This window comes from Corynebacterium halotolerans YIM 70093 = DSM 44683 (assembly GCF_000341345.1).
In the GTDB taxonomy this organism is placed as follows: Bacteria; Actinomycetota; Actinomycetes; order Mycobacteriales; family Mycobacteriaceae; genus Corynebacterium; species Corynebacterium halotolerans.
In genome coordinates this window covers 2018478-2042959 of sequence record NC_020302.1, presented here as the reverse complement: position 1 = coordinate 2042959, position 24482 = coordinate 2018478, and the positions used below count along the sequence as shown (strand labels likewise).

General features: G+C 68.5%; 24 protein-coding genes. 11 read left to right on the top strand and 13 right to left on the bottom strand.

The annotated features are described in order from the left end of the window. Window positions 1–9: 9 nt before the first annotated feature. On the bottom strand, window positions 10–1677 hold the full coding sequence (locus A605_RS09495; RefSeq protein ID WP_015401296.1) for an ABC-F family ATP-binding cassette domain-containing protein: 1668 nt from the start codon (window positions 1675–1677) through the stop codon (window positions 10–12). Window positions 1678–1796: 119 nt separating this feature from the next. Continuing rightward, complete coding sequence (locus A605_RS09490; RefSeq protein WP_015401295.1) at window positions 1797–2810, bottom strand: hypothetical protein; 1014 nt, start codon at window positions 2808–2810, stop codon at window positions 1797–1799. A 132-nt stretch (window positions 2811–2942) separates the two neighbouring features. Between A605_RS09490 and lspA the strand changes: the two genes are divergently transcribed. From lspA to A605_RS15325, 4 genes are all read left to right on the top strand, one after another. Next, on the top strand, window positions 2943–3452 hold the full coding sequence (gene lspA / locus A605_RS09485) for a signal peptidase II (RefSeq protein WP_015401294.1): 510 nt from the start codon (window positions 2943–2945) through the stop codon (window positions 3450–3452). Further along, window positions 3442–4368 (top strand): RluA family pseudouridine synthase, encoded by a 927-nt coding sequence (locus tag A605_RS09480; RefSeq protein ID WP_015401293.1) that lies wholly within the window; start codon window positions 3442–3444, stop codon window positions 4366–4368. The genes lspA and A605_RS09480 overlap by 11 nt, the downstream gene beginning before the upstream one ends. Beyond that, window positions 4365–4940, top strand: a complete 576-nt coding sequence (locus tag A605_RS09475; RefSeq protein ID WP_015401292.1) for a hypothetical protein — start codon at window positions 4365–4367, stop codon at window positions 4938–4940. Before A605_RS09480 ends, A605_RS09475 begins: the two co-directional genes overlap by 4 nt. A gap of 158 nt (window positions 4941–5098) precedes the next feature. Continuing rightward, window positions 5099–5290: a hypothetical protein gene (locus A605_RS15325; RefSeq protein ID WP_149029411.1), complete on the top strand. Its 192-nt coding sequence runs from the start codon at window positions 5099–5101 to the stop codon at window positions 5288–5290. Between the two features lie 25 nt (window positions 5291–5315). On the opposite strand, the gene A605_RS09470 is transcribed toward A605_RS15325, so the two are convergent. Together A605_RS09470 and rarD are read right to left on the bottom strand one after the other, a co-directional pair. Beyond that, window positions 5316–5531: a hypothetical protein gene (locus A605_RS09470; protein WP_015401290.1), complete on the bottom strand. Its 216-nt coding sequence runs from the start codon at window positions 5529–5531 to the stop codon at window positions 5316–5318. Window positions 5532–5633: 102 nt separating this feature from the next. Then, entirely contained in the window at window positions 5634–6563 is a 930-nt protein-coding gene (rarD, locus tag A605_RS09465; protein ID WP_015401289.1) for an EamA family transporter RarD, read from the bottom strand. 120 nt (window positions 6564–6683) lie between these two features. Here rarD and dnaE point away from each other — a divergent pair, with 120 nt between their 5' ends. The 3 genes from dnaE (at window position 6684) to A605_RS09450 (ending at window position 13186) form a co-directional block, all read left to right on the top strand. After that, window positions 6684–10244 (top strand): DNA polymerase III subunit alpha, encoded by a 3561-nt coding sequence (dnaE, locus tag A605_RS09460; protein WP_015401288.1) that lies wholly within the window; start codon window positions 6684–6686, stop codon window positions 10242–10244. Between the two features lie 142 nt (window positions 10245–10386). Then, window positions 10387–11601, top strand: a complete 1215-nt coding sequence (locus A605_RS09455; RefSeq protein WP_015401287.1) for an epoxyalkane--coenzyme M transferase — start codon at window positions 10387–10389, stop codon at window positions 11599–11601. A gap of 379 nt (window positions 11602–11980) precedes the next feature. Next, window positions 11981–13186 carry an epoxyalkane--coenzyme M transferase gene (locus A605_RS09450; protein WP_015401286.1) on the top strand — a complete coding sequence of 402 codons (1206 nt, stop codon included), beginning with the start codon at window positions 11981–11983 and terminating at the stop codon, window positions 13184–13186. A gap of 124 nt (window positions 13187–13310) precedes the next feature. On the opposite strand, the gene A605_RS09445 is transcribed toward A605_RS09450, so the two are convergent. Next, window positions 13311–13820 carry a hypothetical protein gene (locus tag A605_RS09445; RefSeq protein ID WP_015401285.1) on the bottom strand — a complete coding sequence of 170 codons (510 nt, stop codon included), beginning with the start codon at window positions 13818–13820 and terminating at the stop codon, window positions 13311–13313. A 70-nt stretch (window positions 13821–13890) separates the two neighbouring features. Then, window positions 13891–15780, bottom strand: coding sequence for a choice-of-anchor I family protein (locus A605_RS09440; protein ID WP_015401284.1), 1890 nt, complete (start codon window positions 15778–15780; stop codon window positions 13891–13893). A 176-nt stretch (window positions 15781–15956) separates the two neighbouring features. Here A605_RS09440 and ilvA point away from each other — a divergent pair, with 176 nt between their 5' ends. Continuing rightward, window positions 15957–17291 carry a threonine ammonia-lyase IlvA gene (ilvA, locus tag A605_RS09435; RefSeq protein ID WP_015401283.1) on the top strand — a complete coding sequence of 445 codons (1335 nt, stop codon included), beginning with the start codon at window positions 15957–15959 and terminating at the stop codon, window positions 17289–17291. A 62-nt stretch (window positions 17292–17353) separates the two neighbouring features. Here the strand turns inward: ilvA and A605_RS09430 are convergent, their stop codons facing one another. The 4 genes from A605_RS09430 to treZ all read right to left on the bottom strand — a co-directional run bounded on the left by A605_RS09430 (window position 17354) and on the right by treZ (window position 20741). Then, entirely contained in the window at window positions 17354–18160 is an 807-nt protein-coding gene (locus A605_RS09430; RefSeq protein WP_015401282.1) for an alpha/beta fold hydrolase, read from the bottom strand. Between the two features lie 17 nt (window positions 18161–18177). Continuing rightward, complete coding sequence (locus tag A605_RS15320; RefSeq protein WP_149029410.1) at window positions 18178–18711, bottom strand: hypothetical protein; 534 nt, start codon at window positions 18709–18711, stop codon at window positions 18178–18180. Between the two features lie 86 nt (window positions 18712–18797). After that, window positions 18798–18956, bottom strand: coding sequence for a hypothetical protein (locus tag A605_RS15505; RefSeq protein ID WP_154653286.1), 159 nt, complete (start codon window positions 18954–18956; stop codon window positions 18798–18800). A 54-nt stretch (window positions 18957–19010) separates the two neighbouring features. Continuing rightward, a complete protein-coding gene (gene treZ / locus A605_RS09420; protein ID WP_015401280.1) occupies window positions 19011–20741 on the bottom strand; it encodes a malto-oligosyltrehalose trehalohydrolase in 1731 nt (576 codons plus the stop codon). A gap of 52 nt (window positions 20742–20793) precedes the next feature. On the opposite strand from treZ, the gene A605_RS09415 reads away from it, so the two are divergent. The 3 genes from A605_RS09415 to A605_RS09405 are packed head-to-tail and all read left to right on the top strand — an operon-like array spanning window position 20794 to window position 22099. Beyond that, the gene (locus A605_RS09415) at window positions 20794–21423 is read left to right on the top strand and encodes a YigZ family protein (RefSeq protein WP_015401279.1); all 630 of its coding nucleotides are present in this window, start codon (window positions 20794–20796) and stop codon (window positions 21421–21423) included. 56 nt (window positions 21424–21479) lie between these two features. Then, on the top strand, window positions 21480–21716 hold the full coding sequence (locus A605_RS09410; protein WP_015401278.1) for a hypothetical protein: 237 nt from the start codon (window positions 21480–21482) through the stop codon (window positions 21714–21716). Between the two features lie 2 nt (window positions 21717–21718). Beyond that, window positions 21719–22099 carry an RNA-binding S4 domain-containing protein gene (locus A605_RS09405; protein ID WP_015401277.1) on the top strand — a complete coding sequence of 127 codons (381 nt, stop codon included), beginning with the start codon at window positions 21719–21721 and terminating at the stop codon, window positions 22097–22099. A gap of 34 nt (window positions 22100–22133) precedes the next feature. Here A605_RS09405 and A605_RS09400 read toward each other — a convergent pair whose 3' ends face one another. The 3 genes from A605_RS09400 to A605_RS09395 all read right to left on the bottom strand — a co-directional run bounded on the left by A605_RS09400 (window position 22134) and on the right by A605_RS09395 (window position 24476). Further along, entirely contained in the window at window positions 22134–23189 is a 1056-nt protein-coding gene (locus A605_RS09400; RefSeq protein ID WP_015401276.1) for an LLM class flavin-dependent oxidoreductase, read from the bottom strand. Between the two features lie 109 nt (window positions 23190–23298). Beyond that, on the bottom strand, window positions 23299–23427 hold the full coding sequence (locus tag A605_RS15955; RefSeq protein WP_015401275.1) for a hypothetical protein: 129 nt from the start codon (window positions 23425–23427) through the stop codon (window positions 23299–23301). Window positions 23428–23468: 41 nt separating this feature from the next. After that, a complete protein-coding gene (locus A605_RS09395) occupies window positions 23469–24476 on the bottom strand; it encodes a GTP pyrophosphokinase (RefSeq protein WP_015401274.1) in 1008 nt (335 codons plus the stop codon). Window positions 24477–24482: the final 6 nt, after the last annotated feature.

Sequence of the window (24482 nt, the reverse complement as noted above, 5' to 3'; positions counted from 1 at the left end):
ACCGGCCGGTCACCTTTCCAGGGTGACCAGTCTCGCCCGGCCGTCGGTACGCTGTTGCCAGCGCCGACGGATCCACCGGTCGTGGGTGGCTATGACGACCGTGCCGGGGAAATCGGCCAGCGCCTGCTCCAGCTCCTCCGCGAGCGCGAGGGAGAGGTGGTTGGTCGGCTCGTCGAGCAGCAGCAGATCCGGCGGTGACGCCAGGATGATGCCCAGCGACACCCGCCGCCGCTGACCCAGGGAGAGTTCCCCCAGGGGCCGGGCGGCGGTTTCCTCGTTCATCAGGCCCATCTCCCGCAGGTCGGGGGAACCGGACGGGACGCGGGCGGCGAAGATCTCCGCGGCCGGGGTGTCCAGCTCCACCCACTCGTCGTCCTGGCTCAGCCGGGCCACCGTGATCTCCTCGGGGATGCGCAGCAGCCCCTCATCCGGGGTGAGCCGGCCCTCGAGCGTCGCCAGGAAGGTGGACTTGCCCGCCCCGTTGGGGCCCTCCACCAGCAGATGCTGACCCGGCTGCACCGTCACCGTCAGCGGCCCCAGCCGGTCGGTGACCACCAGATCCCGGGCGACGACCGCGGGCTCGCCGAGGACGGCCAGCGTGACGTGCTCCGGGATGCCGTGGAAGCGCAGGCGCGCCGGCGGGGCGGGGATGGCTGCCCGCTCCAGGGCCTCGAGTCGGGAGCGCGCCGAGCGCAGCCGGTTGCCCACCGTCTTCGCGGCCCGGTCGGCGTAGAACTTCTGCGAGATCCGCGACTCCGATTTCGGCGTGGAGCTGTGGAAGATGTCGTTCTCACCCTGCCCGGCGGCTTTCTCCAGGCGGGCACGCTCGTGTTCCTGCGCGGCATGGAGCTCCGCCCAGCGGCGGCGGGTGGTCTCCCGGGCGGCGAGATAGTCGGTGAACGCGCCCGTGAACTGCGTGCCCTGCCGGGTCGCCTCGCCGACGCCGCCCTCCGGCCCCAGCCCCGGGTCGAGGTCGACGAGCGAGTCCGCGACGGCGTCGAGGAAGAAGCGGTCGTGGCTGGCCACCAGCGCCGGACCGGGGAAATCCTGCAGCTCCGCGATGAGGAAGTCCACGCCCGCGTCGTCGAGGTGGTTCGTCGGTTCGTCGAGCACGAGGGCGTCCACCGGGCGCAGCAGCAGGGCCGCGAGCGCGAAGCGGCGGCGCTGGCCCCCGGACATCTCGCCCAGTGTGGTCTCCAGGGGGACGTCGGCCAGGCCGAGACCGGCGAGCACCGAGGCGATGCGGGAGTCGAGCTCCCACACCCCGGACTGCTCCGCGCGGGCCAGGGCGGCGTCGAAGTCACGGGCCACCTCATCGGCCTCCGCGGGGGAGGAGTCCTCACCCAGGCGCAGGGACAGTTCGCTGATCCGCGTCTCGACGGCGCGCAGCTCGGCCACGGCGGCGTCGATGAGTGGGGCGGCCGGCGAGCTGAACGGCAGTTGCGTCTCCTGGGCAATGAAACCGGTGGTCGGCGGGGTGGTGACCGTCCCGACATCCGGGACCAGGACGCCGGCGATCAGCTCCAGCAGGGTGGACTTTCCGGCGCCGTTCTCGCCGATCAGGCCGGTGACCTGCCCGGAGGGGACGGCGAAGGTGAGGTCAGTGAGCACCCGGCGCACACCGCCCGGGTATGTGAAGCTCACACCGTCGATCTTGAGGTGGTGGGGAGAGGCCATGGGAGACTCCTTCGGTTCGGCGCGCGGGAACCCGGCAAACGGGCTGCGGCCGCGCGGACGGGATCTGGGTCCGGGGGATCAGTTACCGAAGGATCATGACCACGAGTCTAGCGCAGGACTCAGCGGTAGGTGATGGCGTTCGTGGAGTCCTGGACGACGCGGACGTCGGAGTTCTCGCCGCCGTAGACCACCCGCGTGGTGTAGGCCACGCGCCCGTCGACCGGCAGGGGCTTGGTCAGGTCGACGGTGAGACTGCCCTCGCTGGTGGTGTTGGAGTTGAGCACGTTGAGCGTCTCGCCGGCCATCTCCTCCGCGCCGGGCCGGCCCTCGAAGTTCAGCGCGCCCAGGGCCGGCCGCTGCTGCACGTCCACGTTCAGCTCGACCAGGTCGCCCTCGACGGAGACCAGGGTGAAGGTGGTCGTCTGCAGCAGGGTGGCGTCACCGGTCACGCGCGAGTCCACCGACCAGGTCGCGCCGGGGCCGACCGCCTCCTCGGGGAAGATGACCGGCATCGACAGCAGCGTCATGATCGACTCCTCGGCCATGGCGCGGCCCTCGTCGGTGGCCTCCTTCGGGGCCGCCAGGCGCACGGTGGACACCGAACCGTCGTCCCCGCCGCGCCAGCCGAGCAGGAAGCCCTCGGCGCTGCGGATGTCGTCGGTCAGTTCCAGGTCCGTGTAGGAGGGCTGGCCCAGGCGCAGCTCAACGTCGCGACTGGCCTCCCGCTCGACCTCGGATTCGGGATCGGCCTCCTCGGCGGCGGTGGTCCCGCCGCTCAGCGGCAGCGTCATGGTGTTCACGTCGCCGCCGGCCGGGGCCTGCACGTCGACGGCGTCGGCCTGCACGAGGGTCTGGTTGAAACCGTCGGAGACCTCCACGCTCACCGACTGCTGCGGGGAGTCCGGGTCGCGTTCCTCCTGGACGTCGCGGTAGCTGAGCACCTGTCCGGGGCCGGATCCGGTGGACTGGACGGTCACCCGGGGCGGGTCGACCGGCAGACCCACGGGGGTCTCGACGGAGGAGTCCACCTCCTCACCGGAGCAGCCCACCAGCGTCAGGGCGGTGGCGGTGACGACGGCGGCCAGGGTGCGGACGGGGCGCCGGGAGAGCCGGGAGAAGGTCTGGGATGGCACGCGTCCACGGTACCCGACGCGCCGGTCCCGCCCGCCCCACGGGGAGGGGCGGGTGGACCCTGGCCCAGCGCATGGGGGAAGATGGACCGTGTGAGTCAGGGAAGCCAGCGAAACCGGAAGAATGTGCCACTGATGGCCGCGATAGTCCTCGTCGTCGCGGCCGTGGATCAGATCACCAAGGCGATCATGCTCTCCTGGCTGGAACCAGGCGTCCCGGTGCCCGTGATCGGGGACTGGTTCCGCTTCTTCCTGTTGTTCAACCCGGGCGCGGCGTTCTCGATGGGGGAGAACTCCACCTGGCTGTTCACCACCATCCAGCTCGCCTTCGTCATCGGCGTCGCCGTCGCGGCCCCGCGCATCCGCCACCGCGGGACGGCCGTCGGCCTGGCGCTGATCGCCGGCGGCGGACTGGGCAACCTGATCGACCGCCTGTTCCGCGAGCCGGGCTTCTGGTTCGGCCACGTCGTGGACTTCATCTCGGTGGGCGATTTCGCGGTGTTCAACCTCGCCGACTCCGCCATCACCGTCGGCGTGGTCGTCTTCGTGATCGCGATGCTGGCCGACGAGCGGCGGCAGCACCGGGAGGAGAAGCGGGTACAGGACGAGGACGAGCGCAGGGAGGTCACCGCAGATGAGTCGTGAGATTCGTAATCTGCCCGTGCCCGAGGGGCTGGCCGGCATGCGTGTCGACGCCGCGCTGTCCAAGCTGCTGGGCATCTCCCGCACCGTCGCCGCCGAACTGGCGGCGGACGGCGACGTGCTCGTCGACGGCGCGGCCGTCGGCAAGTCCGACCGCCTGACCGAGGGCACGTGGCTGGAGGTCACGCTGCCGGAGCCCGCCGAACCGCTGACCCCGAAGGTCGAGCGGGTGGAGGGCCTCGACGTGCTCTACTCGGACTCCCACATCATCGCCGTGAACAAGCCCGTCGGGGTGGCCGCCCACCCGACCGTCGGCTGGGAGGGCCCGACCGTGGTCGGTGGCCTGGCCGCGGCCGGTTTCCGCATCTCCACCTCCGGCCCGCCGGAGCGCAAGGGCATCGTGCAGCGACTGGACGTGGGCACCTCCGGGGTCATGGTCGTCGCCGCCTCCGAGCGGGGTTACTCGGTGCTCAAGCAGGCCTTCCGCGACCGGACGGTGGAGAAGACCTACCACGCGCTCGTGCAGGGGCACCCGGATCCGTTCTCCGGCACGATCGACGCCCCCATCGGCCGCCACCCCTCCGCCGGCTGGCGCTTCGCGGTGACCAGCGACGGCAAACACGCCGTGACCCACTACGAGACGATCGAGGCGTTCCCCGAGGCCACGCTCGTGGAGGTGTCCCTGGAGACCGGGCGCACCCACCAGATCCGTGTGCACATGTCCGCGATCAAGCACCCGTGTGTGGGTGATCCCATGTACGGCTCCAATCCGGAGCTGGCCGGCCGACTGGGCCTGACCCGCCAGTGGCTGCACGCCGTGCGCCTCGGCTTCACCCACCCGGGCACCGGCCGCTGGACGGAGATCGAGGCCCCGTACCCGGATGACCTGCAGCACGCGCTGGACGTGGTGCGCAAGTGACTGACCCGGCCGACAGAATCCGCAAGATCGTCGCGGTTGTCGCGGTGGTGGCGCTGGCCGCCCTGCTCATCGTGGGGATCTTCGACGACCGCACCGCGAAGCCGATGCCGCCCAACGGGGACACGCTCGGCATGGACGCGGGCGAGTCCTTCGACGACTACCGCCGGCGGGCGGCGGACAGCCTCGCCGCCGCCCCGGCGGACGAGGAGGCCTTCGCCCTGGTCACCTTCACCGACCCCCTGAGCCCGGCCGAGGCCGAGGAGGTGCTTGAGCCGGTGGGACGCGTCAACGCCATGATCATCGAGCTCGCCTCACCCTTCCCGCTGCCCGAGCCGGTCGAGGGGGAGACCCGCGCGGACGTGTTCCACCGCGAACTCGACCGCATCGCCCACAGCCTCTCGGGTGTCGGCAACGTGCCCGTCCCGGAGCATCTCGACGCCGTGATCATCTGGGACACCGGCGAAGTTCTGCGCGGGGTGGCCGAGGACGAGGACGTCGCCGCCGTGGAGGCGCTCCCGCCGGACGCGGCGTGGGGCCGATTCGGTGTGCGGCCCGTGGAGGTGGAGCGGTAGCGGGACCGGGATCGTGAGAAGGACCCGATGGATGAGCTCCTCGCCAGGCTGCTGGACCACCTGGACCGGGCTGATCCGGGGGAGGTGGTCGGCATGTATCTGTACGGTTCCGCTTCGGTCTGCCGGGGTGGCGAGACCATGCCGAACAATTCCCCAAGGTGGTGGACCGTCGACCGGTGGGCCTCACGGTGGTGCTCGCCGACGAGATCCGGGGCGGAGGGCCGCCGCGCACGCGTGACTTCCAGTTCGGGGAATGGCTCCGTACCGGGCTCCTCGACGGTGAGCTGCCCGGACCTGAGACCGATCCCGACGTCACCGTGTTGATCGCGTCGGCTCTCGCGGATCACTGACGGAATCGCTCCCGCCGCCCCGGTACTAGCGATGCTGGAGTCGGTCCCGCAGCTGCTGGCGGGCGTCGACGGGGATGAACGCAACACACTGGTGACGCTCGCCCGGGTCCTCGTGCCCGAGGACGTGGCCGCCGAGCTGGAGATGCTGATCCGGCGCGCGGCCGATCACCGAGTCCGCGCCGCGGCCGGCCGCCTCCTCACCGAGATCGCCGGACCGAGACCGCTTAGCCGAGAGCAGCACCCGCTCTCGGTCTCGCGGGGGCCTCCTCACCGAGATCAGTCCCCGATCTCGGTGAAGTCCTTTCGGGCAGGTGATCTCGGTGAGGGGCGGGAGAGAACCCGTTCAGCTCCGGATGTCAGCCTCGGTGCCGGCAGAGTCGGAAGGGGCGGCGTCGACAACGGTGGCGGGATCCCCCGGCCGCTCTCTCTGCCGCCGCTGGTGCAGCAGCTCCATCAGGTAGACGGCCACCGCGATCCAGATGATGATGAAGCCGATCCACCGGGCGGGCTCGAGCTGCTCGTTGACCACGAACAGCGCCCAGAGCATCTGCATGGTCGGGGTCAGGTACTGCAGCATCCCGATGGTGGACAGCGGGATCAGCTTCGCGCCCATTCCGAACAGGAGCAGCGGCACGGCGGTCACCAGACCCGCGGACACCAGCAGCGCCAGGTGCCCCGGCCCCTCGCTGGTCATGGTGCCCGTGCCGGTGACCTCCAGGTAGACCACGTACCCCAGGGCGAAGGGCGCCAGCAGCAGGGTCTCGGCGGTCAGCGATCCGGCGGCGGAGACGTCCACCCGCTTCTTGATCAGCCCGTAGAGGCCGAAGGTCAGCGCCAGGGACAGGGCGAGCACCGGGGGAGTGCCGGTCAGGAAGGTCAGCTGCAGCACTCCGACGGCGGCGATCAGCACCGCGACCAGCTGGACGCGGCGCAGCCGTTCGCGGAGGAAGATCACGCCGAAGATGACGCTGACCAGCGGGTTAATGAAGTAGCCGAGCGCGGCCTCGGAGACGTGCCCCGAGTTGACGGCGATGATGTAGATCAGCCAGTTCCCGGCGATCAGCAACCCGGCCAGTCCCATGCGCGCCCAGGTGCGCACGGAGGCCTGCCGCAACTCACCCCAGCCGCGGCGCACCGTGACGAACACGGCCATGATGACGCCGGCCCAGACGATGCGGTGGGCGAGAATCTCCAGGGGGCCGGCCGGGAGAAGGAGGGGGAAGAAGGCCGGCATGAGCCCCCAGAGCAGATACGCCGCGACACCGTAGATCATGCGCGTCACCCTACCCCCACCACCTGCCGGCGGTGCCGTCGCGGTGGCGTCGGCAAGCATTCTCAGCAGGAACGATCAGGCGTATTTCGTACGTGTAATTCGCCGACTAGACTGACGGTCATGGCCAAGAAATCGTCCTTCGTTCACCTGCACAATCACACCGAGTTCTCGATGCTCGACGGGATGGCGAAGATCGATATGCTCGCGGACGAGGTCGACCGCCAGGGCATGCCCGCCGTCGCGATGACCGACCACGGCAACATGTACGGCTCCGACGCCTTCTACAAGAAGATGACGTCCGCCGGCGTCAAGCCGATCATCGGCATCGAGGCGTACCTGGCACCCGAGTCGCGCTTCAACAAGCAGCGCGTGAAGTGGGGCGAGCCGCACCAGAAATCCGACGACGTCTCGGCCTCCGGCGCGTACCTGCACCAGACCATGCTCGCCGAGAACGCCACCGGCCTGCGCAACCTGTTCTACCTGTCGTCGATGGCCTCCTACGAGGGCCAGCTGGGCAAGTGGCCGCGCATGGACGCCGACCTGATCGCCGAGCACGCCGACGGCATCATCGCCACCACCGGCTGCCCCTCCGGTGACGTGCAGACCCGCCTGCGCCTGGGGCAGTTCGACAAGGCGCTCGAGGCCGCCGCGATGTGGCAGGACATCTACGGCCGGGACAACTACTTCCTCGAGCTGATGGATCACGGTCTGGAGATCGAGAACCGGGTGCGCGACGGCCTGCTCGAGATCGGTCGCCGGCTCGACCTGCCGCCGCTGGTGACCAACGACTGCCACTACGTGCTGGAGTCCCAGGCCGAGGCACACGAGGCGATGCTGTGCGTCCAGACCGGCAAGACCCTCAACGATCCGGACCGCTTCCGCTTCGACGGCAGCGGCTACTACATCAAGACCGCCGAGCAGATGCGCGAGATGTGGGACCACGTCGTCCCCGACGCCTGCGACAACACTCTGTGGATCGCCGAGCGCGTCGGCGACTACGGCGAGATCTGGGAATCCCACCCGCACGACCGCATGCCGGTCGCCGACGTGCCGGAGGGCCACACCCCGACGACCTGGCTCCACCACGAGGTGATGAAGGGGCTCGAGGAGCGTTTCGACGGCGCCGAGGTCCCGCGGGACTACATCGAGCGCGCTGAGTACGAGATCGAAGTCATCGACATGAAGGGCTACCCGTCCTACTTCCTCATCGTCGCCGAGATCATCAGGCACGCCCGTTCCATCGGCATCCGGGTCGGCCCGGGCCGTGGTTCCGCCGCGGGCGCGCTCGTCGCCTACGCCCTGACGATCACCAACATCGACCCGATGGAGCACGGCCTGCTCTTCGAGCGGTTCCTCAACCCGGAACGGCCGTCGGCGCCCGATATCGACATCGACTTCGATGACCGCCGCCGCGGCGAGATGATCAAGTACGCCGCCGAGCGCTGGGGCGAGGACAAGATCGCCCAGGTGATCACCTTCGGCACGGTGAAGACCAAGCAGGCCATCAAGGACTCCGCGCGCGTGAAGTTCGGCCAGCCCGGCTACCAGATGGCCGACCGCATCACGAAGGTCCTGCCGCCGCCGATCATGGCCAAGGACATCCCGCTGTCCGGCATCATGGACCCGGAGCACGAGCGCTACAACGAGGCCGGTGAGGTCCGCTCCCTGATCGAGACCGATCCGGACGTGCGCGACATCTACAACACCGCCCGCGGACTGGAGGGCGTGGTCCGCCAGGCCGGCGTCCACGCCTGCGCGGTGATCATGGCGTCGGTGCCGTTGCTCGACCACATCCCGATGTGGAAGCGGCCCGCCGACGGCGCGCTCATCACCGGCTGGGACTACCCGGCGTGTGAGGCCATCGGCCTGCTGAAGATGGACTTCCTGGGTCTGCGCAACCTGACCGTCCTCCACGACGCGATCGAGAACATCCGGAAGAACCGCGGCGAGGAGATCGACCTCGAGGCCCTGACCACCGACGATCCGGCGGCCTATGAGCTGCTGGGCCGCGGCGACACCCTGGGAGTGTTCCAGCTCGACGGTGGCGGCATGCAGGAGCTGCTCAAGCGCATGAAGCCGACCGGCTTCAATGACATCGTCGCCTCCCTGGCGCTGTACCGGCCGGGCCCGATGGGCGTGAACGCCCACTGGGACTACGCCGACCGCAAGAACGGGCGCAAGCCGATCGAGCCGATCCACCCGGAGCTGGAGGAGCCGCTCCAGGAGATCCTGAGCGAGACCTACGGCCTGATCGTCTACCAGGAGCAGATCATGGAGATCTCCCGCAAGGTGGCGAACTACACGGCCGGTGAGGCCGACGGCTTCCGTAAGGCCATGGGCAAGAAGAAGCCCGAGGTCCTGGAGAAGGAGTACGCCAAGTTCTCCGGCGGCATGCAGTCCAACGGGTTCTCCGACGAGGCGATCAAGGCGCTGTGGGACACGATCCTGCCCTTCGCCTCCTACGCGTTCAACAAGTCGCACGCCGCGGGCTACGGCCTGGTGTCCTTCTGGACGGCCTACCTCAAGGCCAACTACGCCCCGGAGTACATGGCCGCCCTGCTGACCTCGGTGTCGGACAAGAAGGACAAGTCCGCCATCTACCTGTCGGACTGCCGCCACCTGGGCATCCGGGTGCTGTCGCCGGACATCAACGCCTCCGAGCTGGACTTTCAGGCCGTCGGCGAGGACATCCGCTTCGGCCTGGGCGCCATCCGCAACGTCGGCGCGGACGTCGTCGACTCGATCGTCGCCACGCGCAAGTCGAAGGGCGCGTTCACGGACTTCAGCGACTACCTGGACAAGATCGACCTGCTGCCCTGCAACAAGCGCATCACCGAGTCCCTGATCAAGGGGGGTGCCTTCGACTCGCTCGAGCACCCGCGCAAGGGGCTCATGCTCATCCACGAGGACGCCGTGGACTCGGTGCTGGCGACGAAGAAGGCCGCCGACAAGGGCCAGTTCGACCTCTTCGCCGGCTTCGGCGGGGACGACGAGGAGACGGCGAACATCTTCGCCATCGAGGTGCCGCAGGAGAACTGGGACCGCAAACACGAGCTGGCGCTGGAGCGCGAGATGCTCGGCCTGTACGTCTCGGGCCACCCGCTCGACGGTTTCGAGGACGCGCTCGCCGCCCAGACCGACACGGCGCTGACGAAGATCCTCTCCGGGGAGCTGCGCCACGGCGCCGAGGTGACCATCGGCGGCATCATCTCCGCCGTCGACCGTCGTTTCTCCAAGAAGGACGGCTCCCCGTGGGCGATCGTCACGGTGGAGGACCACCACGGCGCCCAGGTGGAGCTGCTGGTGTTCAACAAGATCTACGCCCTGGTCGCGTCCCAGATCGTCGAGGACAACATCATCCTCGCCAAGGCGCACGTGTCCATCCGCGACGACCGCATGTCCCTGTTCTGCGACGATCTGAAGGTCCCGGATCTGGGCCCGGGCAACGGTGCGGGCCTGCCGCTGCGTCTGACCATGCGCACCGACCAGTGCACCATGGACAACATCGCCCGGCTGAAGAACGTGCTGGTGGCCAACGGCGGCGACTCCGACGTCTACCTCAACCTGGTCAGCGGGGACGAGTCGACGATGATGATCCTCGGCGAGCACCTGCGGGTCAAGCGCTCGGCCTCGCTGATGGGCGACCTCAAGGCGACGATGGGTCCGGGCATCCTGGGGTAGCGGCCCGACCTGAATAAAATTCTGTGCGTTACTCGCACGGCCGGGCGCTGAGTGGCTATCTTGGTCACACAGCCAATAAACCCGGAGCCCCGGTCTGGCTATCAGATGTTTCATCCGCTGATCCAGAAAGGGGCATTTTTTCATGTCTGCAGACCGCATCCTCACCACCCACGTCGGCTCGCTGCCGCGCCCGAAGGAACTCATTGAGGCGAACAACAGGCGTGCCAAGGGCCAGATCGACGACGCCGAGTTCGCCCGCGTGCTTGAGGAATCCGCCAAAAGGGTCGTCGCCAAGCAGCTGGAGATCGGCATCGACGTCGTCAATGAGGGCGAGTACGGCCACCTCATGAACGCCGAGATCGACTACGGTGCCTGGTGGTCCTACGTCTTCACCCGCCTGTCCGGACTCGAGGTCATCGACTCCGAGCGCCACGCCGCCGCCCTGGCCAAGCAGCCGACCGACAAGGTCGTGCTCGACGAGTTCATGGAGCGCCGCGATTTCCAGGCCTTCCCGGCCGTTTACGCCGAGTCCGACGCCGGCGAGAACTTCAACAAGGAGGAGGGCGACGTCACGGAGTTCCCGGCCGTCACCGGTCCGGTCGAGTACATCGGTGGTGAGGAGGTCGCCCGCGACACCGCCCTGCTGCGCGCCGGTCTCGACGCCGCCGGTTCGGACAACGCCGGTTTCCTCGCCGCCGTGTCCCCGGGGTCGGCCGTGCGCCTGACCAACGAGTACTACGAGGATCAGGACGCCGCGGTGCTGGCCGCCGCCAAGCCGATGGGCCAGGAATACAAGGCCATCACCGACGCCGGTTTCACCGTCCAGCTCGACGCCCCGGACCTGGCCGAGAGCTGGGACCAGATCAATCCGGAACCCAGGCTCGACGACTACCTCGAATTCCTCAGGGTGCGCATCGAGGCGATCAACACCGCCATCGAAGGACTGCCGCGCGAGCAGACCCTGCTGCACGTGTGCTGGGGTTCCTGGCACGGCCCGCACTCCACCGACATCCCCTTCGCCGACATCGTCGATGTCATCCTGGAGGCCAAGGTCGGTGGCCTGTCCTTCGAGTCGGCCGGCCCGCGCCACGCGCACGAGTGGCGTATCTGGCAGAACCGGGAGCTGCCGGAGGGGCTCAAGCTCTACCCGGGTGTCATCTCCCACAACACCAACGCCCTCGAGCACCCACGCCTGATCGCGGACCGCATCATCCGCTTCGCCGACCTCGTCGGCCCGGAGAACGTCGTCGCCTCCGCGGACTGTGGTCTGGGCGGCCGCATCCACCGCGACATTGCCTGGGCCAAGCTGGGGAACCTGGTCGCGGGCGCGAAGCTGGCGTCCGAAGAACTCTTCTAGGCCGTGCCGGTCACTCGTGGTCACCGCGCAGGGCCGTGAGCGGCCCGCAGCTCCGTGAGGCCTTTGGGCCGACCACGCCCGGATCGTGCGCCCGGGTTGACGGAGGCGTGCGGTGATGAGGACCCGGGCCCCTGTCCCGGGGGTGGCGGGCGGAACGTGGGGGAGTGGTCGTCTTCGGCTCGCCCGACATTCCCGCCGGTGCCGGGTGCACCGGGGGACGGAAGAACACTCCGGTTGCGGGCTCATCCACTCGGAGACACCGGAGTTGGCGCTCATCACAGGGGCACCGGCATCCGAATCTAATTCGCGTCGCATTCAACCGGACAGAAGCGGTACGCTACTATAGACCGCACAGTCTATTTCTCGTATTGGAGTACGCATGTCCGTCAACCACATCCGCACCACCCACGTCGGCTCGCTGCCGCGCACGCCGGAGCTGCTCGAGGCCAACCTCAAGCGCTCCAACGGTGAGCTCGCCGACGAGCAGTTCTTCGAGATCCTGCAGAAGTCCGTCGATGAGGTCGTCCAGCGTCAGGTCGACCTGGGCATCGACATCATCAACGAGGGCGAGTACGGCCACATCACCTCCGGTGCGGTCGACTACGGTGCGTGGTGGAACTACTCTTTCACCCGCCTGGGCGGTCTGACCATGACCGACGAGGACCGGTGGGCGGCCCAGGACGTCGTGCGTTCGGAGCCGGGCAACATCAAGCTGACCTCCTTCGCCGACCGCCGCGACCGCGCCCTGTTCAGCGAGGCCTACGAGGATCCGGAGTCCGGCATCTTCACCGGCCGCGCCAAGGTGGGCAACCCGAAGTTCACCGGCCCGATCACCTACATCGGCCAGCAGGAGGTCGAGACCGACGCCCAGCTGCTGCGTCAGGCCATGGACAAGGCCGGCGCCAAGGACGCCTTCGTCGCGGCCCTGTCCCCGGGATCCGCCGCCCGCCTGAAGAACGAGTACTACGAGACCGACGAAGAGGTCGTGCAGGCCTGCGCGGCCGCCATGTCGCAGGAGTACAAGGCCATCACCGACGCCGGCCTGACCGTCCAGCTCGACGCCCCGGATCTCGCGGAGTCCTGGGACCAGATCAACCCCGAGCCCTCGATCGAGGATTACCGCGCCTGGCTGCGCCTGCGCATCGACGCCATCAACGACGCCCTGCAGGGACTGCCCAAGGAGCAGACCCGCCTGCACATCTGCTGGGGCTCCTGGCACGGCCCCCACGTCACCGACGTGCCCTTCGGCGACATCATCGAGGAGATCCTGCGCGCCGAGGTCGGCGGCTTCTCCTTCGAGGGTTCCTCCCCGCGCCACGCCCACGAGTGGCGGGTCTGGCAGGATCACCAGCTGCCCGAGGGTTCCCTCATCTACCCGGGCGTGGTCTCCCACAACACCAACGCCGTCGAGCACCCGCGCCTGGTCGCCGACCGCATCCTGAAGTTCGCCGAGGTCGTCGGACCGGAGAACGTCGTCGCCTCCACCGACTGCGGCCTGGGTGGCCGCCTGCACCACCAGATCGCCTGGGCGAAGCTCGAGTCCCTCGTCGAGGGCGCGCGCATCGCCTCCGCCGAGCTGTTCTAACCGGACGCTTGCCGACGCCCGCGTGGGGCGGGCGTCGGCAAGCGGATGGGGGCGTCACCGCGAAAAAGCGGGGCCCGCGGTCACAGACCGCGCGCCCCGTTCGGTGTCTCCGGGGGAGACGGGATCAGGCGTTGTCCGAGGGGAGGGGGATACCGAAGTCCCGGAGGGTGTCGCGCAGCATGTCCACGCCGCCCGGCATGAGCGGGAGGAGGACAACGGCCGCCTGGGCGACCGCGGCACCGACCGAGAGAACCATGCCGAGGATGGTCAGCGGTGTCTCGGCTGAGGCGGCCCACTCGGGCAGCTCGATCTCGTCGTCGTCCTCGTCCTCGCCGTTGTCCGGCTCCCGGTCCTCCGGTGCACCGGAACTGCCGTGCCCACCCAGGATCGAGCGGAGGAGCTCATCGGGTCCCATGAAGGAGGAACCCTCGTTCTCCGCCGGTGCCTCGTCCGCGTCGGTCGGAGCGGTCGGGGCCGGTTCGGTCGGCTCCTCGTCCGGGGGCTCCGGCACGGGGCTCTCCTGCTGGCCCGGGACCGGGGTGGGGGTCGGGTCCTGGGCCTGTGCCGGGGTCACCAGGGCCAGCGCGGAGGCGGTGACCGCGACCAGCGCGACAGAGATGCGACGACGATTCACAGGCTTACTCCTTGTGTGGCGAAAAGTTCGGTACTGAATCTAGCAGGCCAACCCCTTCCAGGGGCGCCGGTCAGAAACGCAGGAGCTGCTGGAGCTCCGCCTGAAGCCGGGGGAGGGCGTTGGGGATCGCGGCGAACACGGCACCCACCACCGCGGCGAGGCCGGCCAGAGCCCCGAGAACGCCGAGGGAGGAACCGGCGGACGAGCCCTCCGCGGAGCCGTCGTCCGGTGCGCCGGCACCCCCGTCGTCACCCTCGACCTCGATCTCGAAGATGGTGGTGGAACCGGAGACCTCGTTGCCCACGGCGAGCAGGTCGCGGCCGGTGGGGGAGTCGGCGGCGGGGATGAAGGCCAGTCCCTCCGGGCCCAAGTCGCCACCGTCGGCCCAGTCGGCGTTCAGCTCCTCGGTCTCCTCGGCGAGGGCGCTGACCGCGAAGTCGCGGTTGTTGACGTAGGAGACGTACTCGGCCGCGGCCGGATCGGTGATGTCGTAGACGAAGATACCGCCGATGCGCTCAAGACCGATGAACGCGTAGGTGCGGCCGTCGATCTCGCCCAGGGCCAGGCCCTCCGGCTCCGGCCCCTTGTTGTCCGAGCGGTTGTCGAACCAGGCCTCGTCGTGGCTGGCGTTGAAGATCAGCTCACCGCGCTCGTGCAGCTCGGCCAGCTTCTGCTCGAAGTCGTCGCCGGAGGTGAAGACCTCGTTGCCGTTGACGTCGAAGATGGAGAAGCCGCGGGAACCGTAGGAGTACAGCTCGGTGAAGCAGCCGCGCCCGTCACCGAGGCCCAGTGAGGTGGTGATGTTCAGCCGGCCGAGGTTCTCGTCGGCCTGCAGCTCCTCGACGCTCATGCCGGCGTCCTGTGCGAAATCCTCGCAGATCGGCGGAAGCCCCTCCTCCGGATCCCCCAGATCCTTGATGCGGGCCTCCTCGGAGTAGGCGTCCCAGTCGCGGGCGTCGCCCTCGTTCGCCGTGACCAGGTAGGTCGCACCGTTCGCCTGGTAGGACCCGATGGCGTCCGGCAGTGGCATGCCCTGCACCGGCCAGTTGGCGATGTTGACGGCCCCGTCCCGGTCGGAGGCGTCCAGCGGGACATCCCGATGGTCGACGAAGCCGATCGGCCAGATGTCCTCGACCTCGGCGGCGGCCAGGTCGATCACGGCGACGGCGTTGTTCTCCTGCAGGGTGACGTACGCCTTGCCGTCGGCCTCGGTGATGTACTCCGGCTCCAGGTTCTGGGCGATAGTGGTGGAGTCGCCGACCTGACCGAAGATGCGCACGTCCCCGGGCAGGGTGTTCGGGCCGGCGGCGTTCCAGGCCCGGAAGTCGGCCACGCGGACATCTGCCTGGGTGGGGGCCTCGACCGTGCCGGGTGCGGGCAGGGTGACCACGGAGACCGAACCCTCCGGGTCGTAGGTGTAGTCCTCGGCCGGCTCACCCTCGTTGGCGGAGAAGGCGAAGCGGCCGTCGGCGCTGATGCCGACCATGTCCGGCAGCGCGCCGCCGAGCATGACACGGCCGAGCTCCTCGCCGGTGCCGGCGTCGAAGAAGAGCATGGATCCCTCGGCGGTCTTGTCCGCCGGCTCGACGTTGGCCACGGCCAGTCCGTCCGGGCGCACGGCAACGGAGTTGATGCTGTTGCCCTCACCGGACTCGATGACGCCCGCCGGAACCGGGTTCGCCGGGTCGGAGATGTCGAGCAGGTCGATATTGCCCGAGAGCGCGTTGACCACCAGCAGCTGCTGGGTCCCGGGGTGGTGGGCCACGATCTCGGCCGCGGATTCGTCGAACCGGCCGGTGTCGTGCGAGCCGATCGGGGTCAGGGAGATGGCGGCGCCGGGGGCGGCGTCGACGACCGGCTCGTCGACGACGATGGCGTGGGCCGGGGCGGCCAGCGTCAGGCTGGTGGCGACGGCCGCGCAGAGGGCGGTGGCGTAACGGGCGCTACGGCGGGCAGACACGATGAAGTTCTCCTGAAAAAGATGTGTGAACAGATTGGAGGCCGTCTGACAGAGTCGCTCAGGTAGGTGAGGGGAACGGGACTTCTGCGCCACTGTCGCGTGTCCGACCGGTGAATACTGTGTGAACTCGCCCACGTCGCAGGGAGGCGGCGGGCACAGGACTAGACTTGTGCGACATGAGTGAGACACGAGCCGGTGGCGCTGTCGACGTCGCCCCAGACAACCCTGCCCGCCCCGCCTTCGAGCCGATCCGTGCCTCGGACATTCAGCTGGCGCAGGCACACATTTCCGCCGTGATCGCACCCACCCCGCTGCAGTACTGCCCGCGACTGTCCCAGCAGACCGGCACCGAGGTCTACCTCAAGCGCGAGGATCTGCAGGACGTGCGCTCCTACAAGATCCGCGGCGCCTATTACTCCGTCTCCCAGCTCTCCGCGGAGGAGCGCGCCGCCGGCATCGTCGCCGCCTCGGCGGGCAATCATGCACAGGGGGTGGCCTACGCCTGCCGCACGATGGGCATCAAGGGCAAGATCTTCGTGCCCAGCCAGACCCCGAAGCAGAAGCGCGACCGTATCATGGTCCACGGCGGCGATATGGTCGAGCTCGTGGTCACCGGCAGCAACTTCGACGAGGCGGCCGCCGCCGCACGGGCCGACGCCGCCGAGCGGGGCGCCACGGTCGTCGAACCCTTCGACGCCCGCAACACCGTCATCGGCCAGGGCACCGTCGCCGCGGAGATCCTCTCCCAGCTCACCGCCCTGGGCAAGGCGCTGGACACCGTCCTCGTGCCCGTCGGCGGCGCTGGCCTGCTCTCCGGCGTGACCAGCTACCTCGCGGACATGGCGCCGCGCACCGCGATCGTCGGCGTCGAGCCGCGCGGCGCGGCCTCCCTGCAGGCCGCCATCGTCAACGACGGCCCCGTCACCCTCGAATCCGTCGATCCGTTCGTTGACGGGGCGTCGGTCAAGCGCACCGGCGAGCTCAACTTCCAGATCGTCGAGCACAACCTCGGGCGCCTGCACATCATGGACGTCTCCGAGGGCGCCGTGTGTACCGAGATGCTCGAGCTCTACCAGAACGAGGGCATCATCGCCGAACCCGCCGGCGCACTGTCGGTCACCGCCCTGCAGGAGATGAACCTGACACCCGGCTCGGTCGTCGTGTGCATCGTCTCCGGCGGCAACAACGACGTCCTGCGCTACGCGGAGATCATGGAGCGCTCCCTGGTCCATCGCGGCCTGAAGCACTACTTCCTGGTCAACTTCCCACAGGAACCGGGCCAGCTGCGCCACTTCCTCAACGACATCCTCGGCCCCGACGACGACATCACCTACTTCGAGTACCTCAAGCGCAACAACCGGGAGACCGGCACCGCCATGGTCGGACTCGAGCTCGGCCGGGCCAGCGACCTCGACCCGCTGCTGGACCGGATGGAGGACTCCAAGATCGACTGCCGGCACCTCAAGCCGGGCACGCCGGAGTACGACTATCTGGTCTCCGCCAGCATCTAGCTCCGTTCCCGTGGCTCGCGTCGTACAGCGCCGTGAAGCGGCCCGGCGGGAGCCTGGGGCACCTACATGAGAAAGAACCTCTCCAGCTCCTTGACCAGGCGCCGGCTTCCCCGGTTCGGGGCATCGTGCCCGGAACGGGGCACCGCCACCCGACGGGCGTCGGGGATGACGTCGACGAGCTCCTCACACGTCCGGGAGAAATACGCCGGGCTGCGGCTGCCCGCCAACAACAGCACGGTGGCGTCAATCCCCGAGTAGTCGGCTGCCGGACAGTCACCGTCGCGCACGGCGCGGGTTTCGGACACGACGGTGGGGAGGACCTTGAGCCATTCCCGGCCGATCGGTGTCCGGAGAAAGGCCGCACCGAGACGGGTCTGCAGGTTCTCGGGGAGGTTCGCCAGAACTCCGGCGGTGCCGAGCCCCGAGCCAAGGAGGGCGAATGCGCGGGCATTGTCTCCGCCCGCCACAGCGGTGGCGAACGGCTCGATGAAGGTGGTGGGGAACCCGCCATTGACGGAGACGGCGGGGTCGTACACCGCCAGTCTGGCGACGGGGACGGTCAGGGCGGCACGGAGTGCAACATAGCCGCCGTAGCTGTGGCCGAAGACATGCGGTGCGGAGCAGGCGCTCAGGACGGCCGCCAGATCGTCGACCTCACCGGTGACCGAGTACGGGTCAGCGGCGGGAAGCGCGGTGCCCCTCCCGCGCCGGTCATAGGTGTGCACGGTGAAGTGTGTGGACAGGTTCTGGACCAGCCGAGCGTAGTCGGAGGCCCGGACGGCGGAACCATGGACCAGGACCAGCCCAGGGCCGGACCCTGTCGAATGGACGTCGAGATGGCCTCCGTCGACCGGTACTTTCGTCAGCATCGCTGTGTCCCTCTTCGTTACTGACCGTTGAAACTGAATTCGCCATAAGGATACTCGAGAGCCAGCGCTTCCATCCCGATCGTGCCCACTTCAGTCAACGGCACCCAGGCGGCTTGCTGATCCTGGCGGACCGCGTCGACGAGTATCCGGAAGTCAATTTCACCTCGGTGGTGAAGCTCATGGAACAGACACATCCGGCGACGCAGGTCGAAGATCGCGGTGCCTTCGAAGTCCAGGTCAGTCGGGCAGGCCAGTTCGATACGGGCAAGGTCTCCGGGTGCTTCTGACTGACGCCACTGCAGCTCGACATGCGTGACCGGCGTGGTCTCCTGCCATAGAACGTCCACTGGTCCAGGGATGAGATCCTCGGGACCGTGCCGTATCCCTCCCCAGGTGGGCAGCTGATCGTAGTAGAGACGCAGGTGCCCCCGTGGTATCGGTCCGGCTAAGCGTTCTGAGCCTCTCATGATGCCGGCCCGGCCGGGGTTGGTATCGGAAGATCCACCTTCGTACTCGACGTTCCAAGTGTTGTAGATGGGGGAGACCTCCATGAGGAACCACCGGGTCTTCACCCCATCGAGGCCGTTGAGCAGAGTACGCCCGAGGACAGTCAGATCGATGATCTGGGAGGCGCCGATCAGGGATTCGAGTCCCCGGTCGAGTGGATTGTCTCAAACCGACGGACGATCGGTCGCCCCAGGATGTCGCCGAAGATGCTGTAGCCGCCTCGGCCGACGCCACGGTCCGTGATCAACTGGCTCCAATAGTCGTCGGCGCCGGGAAGAGCGTCCGTCATGCTGTTCACGCTACGTGATCAGTGCGCAGCTGCGCACTCGACAGAGCCATCACATCAGCGTCTGATCAGGGCGAACTCCCACGGCCCCAGCGCAGTCTCCTCCGCACCGACCTCCGGGGACGTGAAGCTGTAGATCAGCTCCCCCCCGTAGGGCGCGGTCACCGCCCGGCCCGAGAGGTTCGCCAGCAGCATGACGTCCTCGTGCCCCATGGCCAGCCAGCGGTCGTCCTCGCCGCCGGTCTCCACGATCAGCTGCGACAGGTCCGGACGCGCCAGACCGAGCTCGCGGCGCAGGCGCAGGAGCGTGCGGTAGGCCTCGAGGATCTCCTGCTGTCCGTCGTCGAGGTCCCAGTCCAGCTTCGAGGCCTCGAAGGTGGCCGGATCCGCGGGGTCGGGGACCTCGGCGTGGTTCCAACCGGCCCGGGAGAACTCGCGCGCGCGACCCTCGGAGGTCAGGCGGTTGAGTTCTTCGTCGGTGTGGGAGACGAAGAACGCGAAGGGGGTCTTCGCGCCGAACTCCTCGCCCATGAACATCATCGGGGTGTAGGGGGAGGAGTAGATCACCGCCGCCTTGAGTACCTGCTGGGCCGGTGTGAGGTTCATCGACGGCCGGTCGCCGCCGGCCCGGTTGCCCACCTGGTCGTGAGTGGTGGTGTAGGTGACCAGTCGGTGGGCGGGAATCTCCCGGGTGTTCAGCGGGCGGCCGTGGTTGCGGCCACGGTAGCTGGAGTAGCCGCCGGTGAAGTAGTAGGCCTCCCGCAGCGTCTTCTCCAGCGCGGCCATGGACCCGAAGTCCTCGTAGTAGGCGTGGTTCTCACCCGAGACCAGCGTGTGCAGGGCGTGGTGGATGTCGTCGACCCACTGGCCGGCCAGCCCGTAGCCGCCGGCCTCCGGCCCGGTGATCAGACGCGGATCGTTCATGTCGGACTCGGCGATGAGGCTGCGGGGCACCCCGGTGCGGGCGGTGACCTCGTCGGCGATGGCCTGCATCTGCTCCATGATCGAGTACGCGCCGCGGTCGTCGTAGGCGTGCACGGCGTCGAGACGCAGCCCGTCGATGTGGAACTGCTCGAACCACAGGCGCACGGAGTCGAGGATGTAGGCACGCACCTCATCGGAGTTCTCCCCGGAGATGTTGACGGCGTCGCCCCAGCCGGTGTTGCCCGGGACGGTGTAGGGGCCGAACTGGCCGTTGTAGTTGCCGTCGGGCCCGAAGTGGTTGTAGACCACGTCGAGGATGACGGCCAGGCCGGCGTTGTGCGCGGCGTCGACAAGCTGCTTCAGACCCTCGGGGCCGCCGTAGGAGTGCTGGACGGCGTGCCACTCGACGCCGTCGTAGCCCCAGTTGCGCTCGCCGCCGAAGGGCTGGACGGGCATGATCTCGATGGCGGTGACACCCAGATCGCGCAGGTAACTGAGTTTTTCGATCGCGTCGGTGAAAGTGCCGGCGGGGGTGAAGGTGCCGATGTGCAGCTCGTAGAGCACCTGGCCGGGCAGGGCGCGGCCGGTCCAGGCGTCATCGGACCAGTCGAAGCGCGGGTCCGTGACCTCGGACAACCCGTGCGGGCCGTCGGGTTGGTGGGTGGTGCGTGGGTCGGGCAGCGTCTTCGACCACTCCTCGCCGTCGAAGAGTTCGTAGCCGTAGCGCTGGCCGGGGCTGCGGAGCTGGTCGGAGACCCACCAGCCGCCGTCGCCGCGGCTCATGGGGTGGGTCTCACCATCGAGGTGGAGTCGGACGTCCTGGGCGTGCGGGGCCCACACGGTGAAGGGCTTGTCGGCGGTCATGGCCACCAGGCTAGGGAATCCGCCGCCGGGCTGCCAGGTAAGATGCGAGCCCATGTACCGCCTTCCCGCCCCCGATGTCACCTGGACCCATGAGTGGGAGATCAAGCGGTCACGATTCATCACGCTCATCCGGCGCGTGCGGACGGAGGAACAGGCCCGCGACTTCATCCACGAGGCCCGCGCGCAGTACCCGGACGCCCGCCACCACTGCAGCGCCTTCATCCTCCACGTCGACGGCGCGAACCCCGTCGAGCGTTCCTCCGACGACGGCGAGCCCTCCGGCACGGCCGGCAGGCCGATGCTCGAGCAGCTCAAGGGTTCCGGGATGCTCGACGTCGCGGCGGTGGTGGTGCGCTACTTCGGGGGCATCAAGCTCGGCGCCGGGGGACTGGTCCACGCCTACTCCAACTCCGTCGGCGACGCCCTGCCCCAGGTCAGCCAGGTCACCCGCGCCATCCGGGAGCTGTACACGGTGGAGTTCCCGCACGCCGAGGCCGGCCGGTTGGAGTCCGAACTGCGCGCCCGTGGCGTCGAGGTCACGGACGTCGAGTACGGCGCGGCCGTGACCTACACCCTGGGCGTCGACCCCGGTGAGTTCGGCGAACTGGAGTCGACGCTCGCGGCCCTGACCGCCGGGGAGGTCGCCCCGCGCGAGGCCGGCCAGGCGTGGGTGGAGCCCTGAAAAATCAGGGAAAGGCCTGATTTCCGGGGCAGGGGGCAGCGGCTATGATTGGGCCCATGACGATGCAGAATCGACCCCGCAACTCCATCGAGGCCCGCAAGACGGCCGTGCGCAAGTACTCCCGCAACGCGGCGATCAGCGTCGGCGGCGGTGTCGGCGGTGGTCTCGTGCTGGCGTTCCTGCTCGCCAACAGCACCTTCTGGCTGATCCTGGGCCTCGTTGTCGCGGTCGTCGGCGGCGTCTACAACTGGCGGAAGATTCAGCAGGTGGTCAACCAGCGGGACAACCACTGACGATGACGGCACCGGACGGCACTCCTGTCCGCATCGACGTCTGGGTGTGGGCGGTGCGTATCTTCAAGACGCGTGGCGACGCCGCGACCGCCGTGCGCGCGGGCCACGTCAAGCTCAACGGTGTCGCGGTCAAACCCGCCCAGCAGGTGGTCCCCGGCGACCGGGTGCGGGTGTGGAAGGACCATCGCGAGTTCGACCTCGAGGTGCTCGCCACCGTGCGCAAGCGCGTCGGCGCGCCCGTGGCGCGGGCCTGCTACACCGACCATTCCCCGCCGCCTCCGCCGAAGGAGGTCATGGCCTCCGTGCCGAAACGCGACCGGGGTGCGGGTCGGCCCACCAAGCGGGAGCGCCGCCAGCTCGACCAGCTGCGGGGGCACGGGTAGGTTCCGGCTGCCGGCATGCTTGCCGACGCCGCCCCTACCCCTGCCTGCCGGCGAGGATGCGCCGCACCCGCGGGATGACCTCCTCGCCGTAGAGGCGGATGGTGTCCATGGCGTGCTCGTGAGGGACCGGGCCGTTGGAGTACTTGAGGGTGAAGCGGTCCAGGTCGAGGGCGGTGACCGTGTCGGCGATCTTTGCCGCGATGGTGTCGGGGGAACCGACGTAGAGCGAACCGTGGTTGATCTCCCGGGTGAACTGGTCTTTCGTGGGCGCCGGCCAGCCCCGCTCTGCACCGATCCGGCGCTGCATGGCCATCCAGTGGAAGTAGAGGCGCTCCTGGGCCTGCTCGTCGGTCTCCGCGATCAGACCCGGGGAGTGGATGCCGATCGGCGGCTGCGGCTGCCCGAGTTCATCGTTGGCGCGCTTGTACAGATCTACGAAGGGCCGGAAACGGCGCGCGGCCCCACCGATGATCGCGAGCATCAGCGGCATGCGGTGGCGGGCGGCGCGCACCACGGACTCCGGTGAGCCGCCCACGGCCACCCACGCGGACAGCGGCTTCGAGGTCGGAGGGAAGAGCCGGTGGCCATCCAGCCCTGCCCGGGTGGTGCCGGACCAGGTGACGGGCCCGCCGGCCCGATCGGCGTCGAGGATGGTGCGCATCAGGTCGAGCTTCTCCTCGAAAAGCACCTCATAATCCTGCAGGTCGTAGCCGAACAGCGGGAAGGACTCGATGAAGGAGCCACGGCCCAGCGTCATCTCCGCGCGGCCGTCGGAGATCGCCTGCAAAGTGGAGAAGCGCTCGAAGACGCGGACCGGATCATCGGAGGAGAGCACGATGACAGAGGTGGTCAGGCGGATGTCGGTGGTGCGTGCGGCGATGGCGGTGAGCACGATGTCCGGGGCGGAGACGGCGTAGTCGTCGCGGTGGTGCTCGCCGACGCCGAAGACGTCGACGCCGACCCGGTCGGCCAGCTCACCCTCGGCCACGATGTTGCGGATGACCTGGTCGAAGGGCAGGGGTTTGTTATCCGGTGTCCTGGTGACGTCGCCGAAGGTGTCGAGGCCGAACTGGATGCGTCTGGTGGTCATGGAGGCTCCCGGTCTGTGAGGTGCGATTAGAAAGAGGATACGTCAACAAACAGCGACGCCGCCGTCCGGGGTATTCCGGACGGCGGCGCTGCTTCAGGAGCGGCGGAGGTCAGAAAAGGCCCCAGTCAGCCGGCGGGAAATCGATGCCCATCGGACGGAAGAAGTCTGCGATGGACAGCGCCCACACGTGGATGAAGTCGGCGAGCAGGGGAAAGTCTTCTCGGATGGAGGAACCCATGGATGTACTCCTGAATGGTCGATGATGTGACACCCTACAGGTTACTTCGTGTCTTCGGTGATGTGGGCGTCCCGCATCAGTCGGAGCCGGGAAGAAAGTCGCTGGGGCCGTTGCCCGGCGCGCGTGCCGGTTGCTCCGGTACGGTCGATGTGCGCCTGGCCGAAGCGGCGCAGCAGCAGATCGTCGATGAGCCGGACCTGGCCAGGGCGGAAGCGGTAGTTGATGGCCGCATGCACCGCGTCGATGTCGGCGTCGTTGAGCAGCTCGTCGAGCTCGGCGACCGTCGTGATGCCGTTGGCCATCAGCAGCTCCTCCAACCAGCGGTAGTGCTCCGAGCGTGACCGGGGGAAACGGTTGCCCAGCAGCACCGCGAGCACACCGGGCAGGGTCTCGGCGCTCAGATCGACGTCCTCGTCCGGGGAGTTGCCGGACTGCTGGAGGGCGGCGATCTGGTCGAACTGCTGGTCCGCCAGCTCGATCAGCCCGGCCGCCAGCGTGAATGCGCGGTCCACCTGCGGATCCATGACCGGGGAGCCGCGTTTATAGCGGATGTCGTGCTCGAACTCGGCCCACGCGTGCTGCAGCACCGTGCGCAGCTGCACCTCGAAGGCCAGGCCCTCGTAGTCGGCCAGGTCCTCGACGGACGCCGGGACCTCCAGCACCAGGTGGTGGGACCCGTAGCCGAAGCCACCCGCGACCCGCGTCTCGGCGGTCTTGTTCACCGAGCGCCGCACGGTGAAGGACTCCCGCAGCACCGCCAGGGCCGCCGGAATCTCCGTCGAGTGGAAGGTGGTCACCCGCACGCCCACGATGTCGTGGACGTCCGTCCACGGATCCGGGTAGAGCCAGGAGCCGTCCTCACGACGCTTGCGGGCCTTCGCCTTGAAGGACGACCAGTCCTTCACCCGCGCGGTCACACGGTCGAAGGTCACGCCGGCATCGGTGAGCAGATCCTCCACGGCGTCGCGGAACTCGTCCGCGGCGTGCGGGTGGACGCGTACCCAGTCGTGGTAGGCGTTACCGAGGCGGGCGATGCGGTTGTCGGCCATGGTGGG

What these genes read in the sequence shown, in the direction of transcription:
- A605_RS09410 (WP_015401278.1), top strand. Translation starts at nt 21,480, where the DNA reads ATGACGATGCAGAATCGACCCCGCAACTCCATCGAGGCCCGCAAGACG.
- A605_RS09495 (WP_015401296.1), bottom strand. Translation starts at nt 1,677, where the DNA reads ATGGCCTCTCCCCACCACCTCAAGATCGACGGTGTGAGCTTCACATAC.
- A605_RS09480 (WP_015401293.1), top strand. Translation starts at nt 3,442, where the DNA reads ATGAGTCGTGAGATTCGTAATCTGCCCGTGCCCGAGGGGCTGGCCGGC.
- lspA (WP_015401294.1), top strand. Translation starts at nt 2,943, where the DNA reads ATGGCCGCGATAGTCCTCGTCGTCGCGGCCGTGGATCAGATCACCAAG.
- A605_RS09450 (WP_015401286.1), top strand. Translation starts at nt 11,981, where the DNA reads ATGTCCGTCAACCACATCCGCACCACCCACGTCGGCTCGCTGCCGCGC.
- A605_RS09405 (WP_015401277.1), top strand. Translation starts at nt 21,719, where the DNA reads ATGACGGCACCGGACGGCACTCCTGTCCGCATCGACGTCTGGGTGTGG.
- A605_RS09395 (WP_015401274.1), bottom strand. Translation starts at nt 24,476, where the DNA reads ATGGCCGACAACCGCATCGCCCGCCTCGGTAACGCCTACCACGACTGG.
- A605_RS09415 (WP_015401279.1), top strand. Translation starts at nt 20,794, where the DNA reads ATGTACCGCCTTCCCGCCCCCGATGTCACCTGGACCCATGAGTGGGAG.
- A605_RS15320 (WP_149029410.1), bottom strand. Translation starts at nt 18,711, where the DNA reads ATGGAGGTCTCCCCCATCTACAACACTTGGAACGTCGAGTACGAAGGT.
- A605_RS15505 (WP_154653286.1), bottom strand. Translation starts at nt 18,956, where the DNA reads ATGACGGACGCTCTTCCCGGCGCCGACGACTATTGGAGCCAGTTGATC.
- A605_RS09400 (WP_015401276.1), bottom strand. Translation starts at nt 23,189, where the DNA reads ATGACCACCAGACGCATCCAGTTCGGCCTCGACACCTTCGGCGACGTC.
- ilvA (WP_015401283.1), top strand. Translation starts at nt 15,957, where the DNA reads ATGAGTGAGACACGAGCCGGTGGCGCTGTCGACGTCGCCCCAGACAAC.
- A605_RS09455 (WP_015401287.1), top strand. Translation starts at nt 10,387, where the DNA reads ATGTCTGCAGACCGCATCCTCACCACCCACGTCGGCTCGCTGCCGCGC.
- rarD (WP_015401289.1), bottom strand. Translation starts at nt 6,563, where the DNA reads ATGATCTACGGTGTCGCGGCGTATCTGCTCTGGGGGCTCATGCCGGCC.
- A605_RS09430 (WP_015401282.1), bottom strand. Translation starts at nt 18,160, where the DNA reads ATGCTGACGAAAGTACCGGTCGACGGAGGCCATCTCGACGTCCATTCG.
- treZ (WP_015401280.1), bottom strand. Translation starts at nt 20,741, where the DNA reads ATGACCGCCGACAAGCCCTTCACCGTGTGGGCCCCGCACGCCCAGGAC.
- dnaE (WP_015401288.1), top strand. Translation starts at nt 6,684, where the DNA reads ATGGCCAAGAAATCGTCCTTCGTTCACCTGCACAATCACACCGAGTTC.
- A605_RS15955 (WP_015401275.1), bottom strand. Translation starts at nt 23,427, where the DNA reads ATGGGTTCCTCCATCCGAGAAGACTTTCCCCTGCTCGCCGACTTCATC.